Annotated in this window: 4 protein-coding genes and 1 pseudogene; 3 read left to right on the forward strand and 2 right to left on the reverse strand. The window is 52.5% G+C overall.

Annotated features, from left to right (window positions below; all coding sequences use genetic code 11):
* The 3 genes and pseudogenes from KDK13_RS09355 to KDK13_RS09365 all read left to right on the forward strand — a co-directional run.
* Window positions 1-816, forward strand: a pseudogene (locus tag KDK13_RS09355) (acetoacetate--CoA ligase); the annotation flags it as partial.
* Window positions 817-866: 50 nt separating this feature from the next.
* Entirely contained in the window at window positions 867-2,834 is a 1,968-nt protein-coding gene (locus KDK13_RS09360) for a hypothetical protein (protein ID WP_257284713.1), read from the forward strand.
* 100 nt (window positions 2,835-2,934) lie between these two features.
* Window positions 2,935-4,266, forward strand: a complete 1,332-nt coding sequence (locus KDK13_RS09365) for an ankyrin repeat domain-containing protein (protein ID WP_257284714.1) — start codon at window positions 2,935-2,937, stop codon at window positions 4,264-4,266.
* A 150-nt stretch (window positions 4,267-4,416) separates the two neighbouring features.
* Here the strand turns inward: KDK13_RS09365 and ggt are convergent, their stop codons facing one another.
* Both ggt and KDK13_RS09375 read right to left on the reverse strand, forming a co-directional pair.
* On the reverse strand, window positions 4,417-6,165 hold the full coding sequence (gene ggt, locus KDK13_RS09370; RefSeq protein ID WP_257284715.1) for a gamma-glutamyltransferase: 1,749 nt from the start codon (window positions 6,163-6,165) through the stop codon (window positions 4,417-4,419).
* 76 nt (window positions 6,166-6,241) lie between these two features.
* The coding region (locus KDK13_RS09375) for a hypothetical protein (protein WP_257284716.1) at window positions 6,242-6,439 on the reverse strand (198 nt) is incomplete at its 5' end.

Consider the following 6,439-nt stretch of genomic DNA (forward strand, 5'->3'; position numbering starts at 1 on the left):
CATCACCTGCAACATCTCAAGGCCATACTATCGACAGGCTCGCCCTTGCTGCACGAAAGCTATGACTATGTCTTTCAGGCGGTAAAACCGGATGTCCGGCTCTCTTCCATCTCCGGTGGCACGGACATTATCTCCTGCTTTGCCCTGGGCTGCCCGATACTGCCGGTCTATCGTGGTGAACTGCAGTGTCGGGGGCTGGGGATGGATGCCCACTTTGTGGATACGGCAGGGACTCCCCTGATCGAAGAGAAGGGAGAGCTGGTCTGCCAGTCCAGCTTCCCATCCATGCCCGTTGGCTTCTGGAATGACCCCGATGGCAGCAAGTACTACAACGCCTACTTCAATGAGTTTGCAGGGGTCTGGGCTCATGGAGATTATGGCGAGTTGACCCGCCATGGTGGTGTGATTATCCATGGCAGGGCCGATGCCGTATTAAACCCGGGGGGAGTACGCATTGGTACTGCCGAGATTTACCGCCAGGTAGAAAAGGTAGAGGAAGTGCTTGAGAGCATTGCCGTAGGACAGGAATGGGAAGACGACACACGCATTGTGTTATTTGTGCAGCTTCGTGATGGTGTGACATTGGATGAACAACTGATCCAGAAAATCACTTACACCATCCGTAGCAACACAACGCCCCGGCATGTTCCCGCCAAAGTTCTGCAGGTGACCGATATTCCAAGGACCATCAGCGGTAAAATCGTCGAGCTGGCAGTGCGTGAAGTGATTCATAACCGGCCAGTAAAAAATACCGATGCCCTGGCCAACCCGGGTGCCCTGGAGCTGTTCAGGAACCGGCAAGAACTTTTTTTCTGAGCTTATCGATCAGGTTGCACATTGATTAACGCCATCATGAGGTAGTGATTTTGATACAGCCACCAACCATGCCCGCCAGCGTTACTGCCAGCCACTCGCGACCTGCAACAACCCAGTCTGCCGAGCCACAGGGACAGTGGGGGCGGCTGGCTGTGTGCTCGGAATCTGACGTCATACCGTTGTTACCGGACAATACCCGGGAGGTAAACGACCACAGTGAAATAAAAAACAGACAGCATGACCAACCGTCGCAGCATCGTAAACCGGCCAGCACATCGCCCCAGGCTCGACAGCTGCCGGACGCAGCCGGTGCCACAGTCGGCGGTAACAATGACCGGTGGATACCAGTGCCGGATGCTGCAACCCTGGGCAAGATCGGCCATGACCCTGAATATCCACTCATTGGTCATTACCAGCAGACCGGGGATATTGATGGTAGCCAGTTGAGTCAGCCCATTGGTAATGATACTCATCCGTTTAACGGCAGCCTCGGTCACAAAAACGGCACCATTTGTAATCTCAGCAGTTGTCTGGTGCACACGCTGGGTGGAACAGGCCGGCTTAATGGCCTGGAATTTAACGGTGCCAATATAAGAGGTAAAGGCCCGGTGGCGGTCGCGGCCTGTACCATTGCAGACGCTGCCATGGTCAGTAATATCCGCGTTAACAATGCCCATGTAGTTGCCCTCGGTGACGTTGCGGGGATTGCCGGGGGGGATGTCCGGGGAACGGTGTTCAACACCACCGCCGTGAACTGCACAGTCGTCTCCGATGGCATGGAATACGCCGGAGCAGCAGGTATTGGTGCCGGGCTTGTTCGTGATTATGGCAGGGTTGTCGACACCACTGCGGTGAACTGCACATCTGCCAACTCTGAATATTCAGGGGCAGCAGGCATTGGTGCCGGGAAGCTTGTGGCACGTCGCGAATCAGGGAGGCGTCGTGATGGTCATGGCACGGTAGTCAACACCAGGGCGGTGAACTGCAAAGTAGAGAATTTCGCTCAATTTGGCGGTGCAGGGATTGGTGTGGGTACGGCTTATAATGATGGCACAATTGTTGGCACCAGGGCGGTGAACTGTTCAGTCGAAAACTCCGGTAAGTTTGGCGACGCAGGTATTGGCCTGGGCAAAGCTGTTTTTTTTGGCATGGTTGCCGACACTACAGCGGTGAACTGTACCGTGACAGCTTCCGGTAGTAGCAATGCAGGCATCGGCGTTGGGGGCGGCATTTTTAGTTTGGCAACGGTTGCCGACACCATAGCAGTAAACTGCCATGTGACAACCTCCGGCACTGTCACGGGTGCCGGCATCGGGGCGGGCATGCTTAACACTGGATTTGATTCTACAAAGATTGTTGATACCACCGCGCTGAACTGTACCGTGGCAACCTCCGGCGAGGGCGCATCTGCCGGCATCGGAGCGGGAGTATTAGACACTCTTACCTCCGTTGCCAGCACCACAGCGATAAATTGCGAAGTCGACAGTGAATATGCCGGGGCTGGTGTCAAGGGTGGTCCTGATCCTGATCTCTGTGATGTCCGTGTCAATGGGCACTGGGAAAACAATACCGTCCCTGGTTGTCATCCCTGGCTGGATAACTTATGTGCAGGTATTGACCCTGGTCTGCTGGCGCCGGATTGTCGGCCCGGTGATTATGATTTTGCGGCACTGGCAAACAATCCTGTTTCTCAGTGTGTGTTCTACCCTGTCGTCCCGACAGCAACCCCAACCACTTCCAGCAATAACAACTCAAGGGCTTTAGGCCTGAGTCAAGCCGCTGTGGCCGGTATTGCCCTGGGGGGCGGTGTGCTTTTTGTGCTGGTGGTTGGCTTGTGCATCTACCACTACTGTCGTCAACGGGCATCGGCTGTGGCTGGCTATAGCCCGATATTGGCCGGGGGCACAGGGGACGACAATCCCGGGACCAGATCCCCCGAGCGCTCCGTCAACCCACTGCCCAATCTTGCACAAGACAGCGATGAGGGTGAATTGGTGCCGTTACTCCGGTTGGTATAGCAACCTTTGCCGTGAAAAATATTTTGCTTAACCATTTTTCATACCTGAGGGTGGCACAAAATATTTCCACGCGCCATGGGCATTTGAACGGAAGTTTTTTATGAATAGTGTTACAAATTCGATAAACACTTTAAGTAATTCTTCAACCTGTGCTCTGTGTAACGACCCAACGACCAGTTTATTTGGCGGGCGATCGGTGGTCACCGCGTCGTGCCCTGAGTCCCACCAATTCCATTTTGACTGTATTGTTCAACCATTGCTTGATCAAGCCAAGGCTGAGGCCAAGCGGAGTGAACTGCATTGTCTTGTCTGTTCGGAGCAACCTGTCCTGCCGTTGCTTCGTGGCTCTCAGCCTTTAGCTGAACATGCCTGTCGTTATGGGGATCTGGAAGCACTGGGGAAGATGCTGGATCTTGATATCGACAATATAGGCTGGCAACAATCCGGAGGAGCCATTTATGCCGATAATCTGGAGAGCAGAATTGCTGTACTGGGAAAGATTGCCGCTAAACACGGTCAGGTTGAGTGCTTGCAATTATTGTGGGAAAAATCAAAAGGGCCAAACCCTGAGCCTGACTCTGTCTTGTATACAGCGGCTGAAAATGGCCGGATTGATTGTCTGGAGTGGGTATTAAGCACCTGGTTCAAGGAGCACCATAGAGATTACGTTACCGAAAAACTTAATAAGGCAATGTGTTCTGCTGCCAGAGAAGGTCAGGTAGAGTCTATGCGGTATTTGATGAAAAAGGGGGGACTCGTTCCTGGTCTTGATCTTAATTATGCATTGTTCAATGCCGTTGGGTCCGGCAGCATCCAGTGCATGCAACCTCTGGTTGACGCAGGTGCGGACATTAATGGCAGATTTGAAAAAGGCAGCTTTCTCACGAATGGTTTCACGCCTCTTACCTGGTCGGTCAGTCGTCAAGACAAAGAACTCATGAACGCAGTCATGCTCGCCGGGGCAAATGTGGATGTTAAAAACCAGTTTGGCGACTGTGCACTTCATATCGCCGCTGGACTCAATGATATTACCTATCTTCGAAAACTCCTTGAGTCCGCGGCGGATCGCAATGCCAGAGATCAACAGGGCCGTACGGCCCTGCACCTGGGCAACCGCACCGACAATGTAGCATGTGCCGAAATTCTGATCAGGGCTGGGGCAGATATTAATGCCAGAGACTGCTCCGGTGAAACTGCACTCTTTGCGGCCGTCAAAAAAAACAATATCGGATACATTATGGCCCTTATTGATGCCAATGCAGATATTAACGTCAAAAACAACAGGAACCAGACGGCGCTGGAATTTGCAAGTGACGTACAATGCAGGCGAGTACTTATGGGAGCCGGAGCCATGTACAGCTGGCAGTTAGAGCTATTGTATGTTGCAGAAGCTGTGGAAGATCTGCACGATCTGCTGTGCACCTTATTCTGATCCGGAATCGCTGCGGCTTTGGTTTGGGATGAAAACAAGAAAAAAACCGTTCTTTTCTTGCTATACCATAGCCATGACTCTGGTGAGGCAGATCAGGGCCTGGAGTCTTAAGTCAGTACCATTGGTCTTCGATTTTGGACATACAGATATTCAGTCCCCCATAACGTGACCTTCCCGCCGTGGATCGGCAGCGCCTTCCAGGCCAGACTTCTTTATCACAATGGCATGCAGGCCGCTGTTAAGATCACCGACAGAAACCTTATACCCCATCGCCTTTAGCGGTTTTACCAGCGCTTCTGCATCCGTTTTGGACTCCAGTTCATAAGTGCCATGCATATTTATCCGGTGAGATAAACCGATGGCTTCATCCACCGGTAACTGCCAGTCCAGGTGAGCAATAACCGTTTTGGCAACATGGACAATTATACGACTGCCACCAGATGAACCAAGAATCATATAGGGCCGACCATCACGTAACACGATAGTGGGAGACATAGATGATCTTGGACGTTTACCAGGCGCTATGCGATTGGCCACCGGTTTGCCATCAATGGATGGACTGAAGGAAAAATCGGTCATGGAGTTATTCAATAGAAAACCACGAACCATCAGGCGTGAGCCAAAAGCATTCTCTACGCTGGAGGTCATCGCCACGGCATTGCCATCGCCATCAACAATGCTGATATGCGTGGTGGCCGGGAGTTCCAGTGCTTCACCGGGTGCCTGGCTGATATCGTCAACGCCAGGTGGCAAGCCCGGAGCAACCGTTTGCAGAGGCCTTCCTGGATTAAGCAGCCGACTTCGCTCAAGAAGATAGGATTTATTCAGCAACCCCTCCGGCACATCAATGAAGTCCGGATCCGCGATATACAGTCCACGGTCGGTAAAGGCCAGACGTGTTGCATCGCCAATCAGTTGCCAGCTGTCGGGATTATCCCTGCCCAGTCCAGCCAGGTCGAAATGATCCAGCATCCCAAGAATCTGCCCTACGGTCAGTCCACCCGAACTCGGCGGCCCCATACCGCAAACCCGGTACTCCCGGTAGTCCGTACAGGCAGGGGGACGTTCCTGAACCTGATAACGTCTCAGGTCACTCATACTCAGGAGGCCAGGGTTATCGGTTACTGAGTTCACCGTTGTTACAATATCGCGGCCAATCTCTCCCTGATAGAAAGGATCAATCCCGCGACTGGCGATAAGCGACAGAGTATCGGCAAGTGGCTGGTTTTTCAGCAGTTCGCCTTCCTGAACAGGACGTCCTTCCGGATAAAAGTAGTTTCTCGTGGTTTCATACCGGCCGAGGCGTGCCTGATCCCTGTCAACAAGCCTGGCCAGTCTTGGTGACACAATGAACCCTTCCCGGGCCAGTTTTATCGCTGGCTTGAACAAGGTTTGCCAATCAAGCTTTCCATACTTTTGATGCACTTCATACATCAATTTGAGAAGACCCGGGGTCGCCACAGACCGGCCTCCCACAACCGCATCATAAAATGCCAGGGGGGCTCCTGTTTCATCCAGAAAGTGGTCCGGCTCTACCAACCCCGGCGCAGTCTCACGGCCTTCCCAGGTTGAGAGCTGCCTGGCGTTATTATCAAAATAAACCACTAACCCTACCCCACCGATACCTGAAGACTGAGGTTCTACCAGGTTCAGTACCAGCTGAGTGGTGATGACCGCATCAATGGCAGAGCCGCCCTGTTTGAGAATTTCATAACCGGCTTTCACCGCATAAGGGTTTGCTGCAGCCACCATATAGTTGGAGGCCCTGACCAGCTCCTGTTCCGTATTGCCTGTGCCCGGCTCAGGCGCGATCTCTCCCGGAGGAATGGCGTCAGCCAGAACGAAATAAGCCTGCATCAAAAAGATACCGGCAACAATCCATGTTATTGATTTACCCACGCTCCATCCTCTCTTTCAATGCCCGGGTTTTAACCCGGCACGCTGACAGATAGCACAATAAAAAGCTGCCCGGAAACTATACAATTACCACTTTATAAACATGAGTGCCATTGCATTGTAGACCAGCTAAAGAAGATGAAAGGCGAAGGTCAAGCCAGACACGAGTCACGGCAATCACTTTGTCTCTGTATACAGCGTGCCCGTTTTGAGTTCTTGGGTGAGCAATACGAAAACAGGTCACATCTGCTGCTTCAAACTGCCAGAACTTCTTGGG

The organism is Endozoicomonas sp. SESOKO1, from assembly GCF_024606265.1.
In the GTDB taxonomy this organism is placed as follows: Bacteria; Pseudomonadota; Gammaproteobacteria; order Pseudomonadales; family Endozoicomonadaceae; genus Endozoicomonas.

What these genes read in the sequence shown, in the direction of transcription:
- KDK13_RS09365 (WP_257284714.1), top strand. Translation starts at nt 2,935, where the DNA reads ATGAATAGTGTTACAAATTCGATAAACACTTTAAGTAATTCTTCAACC.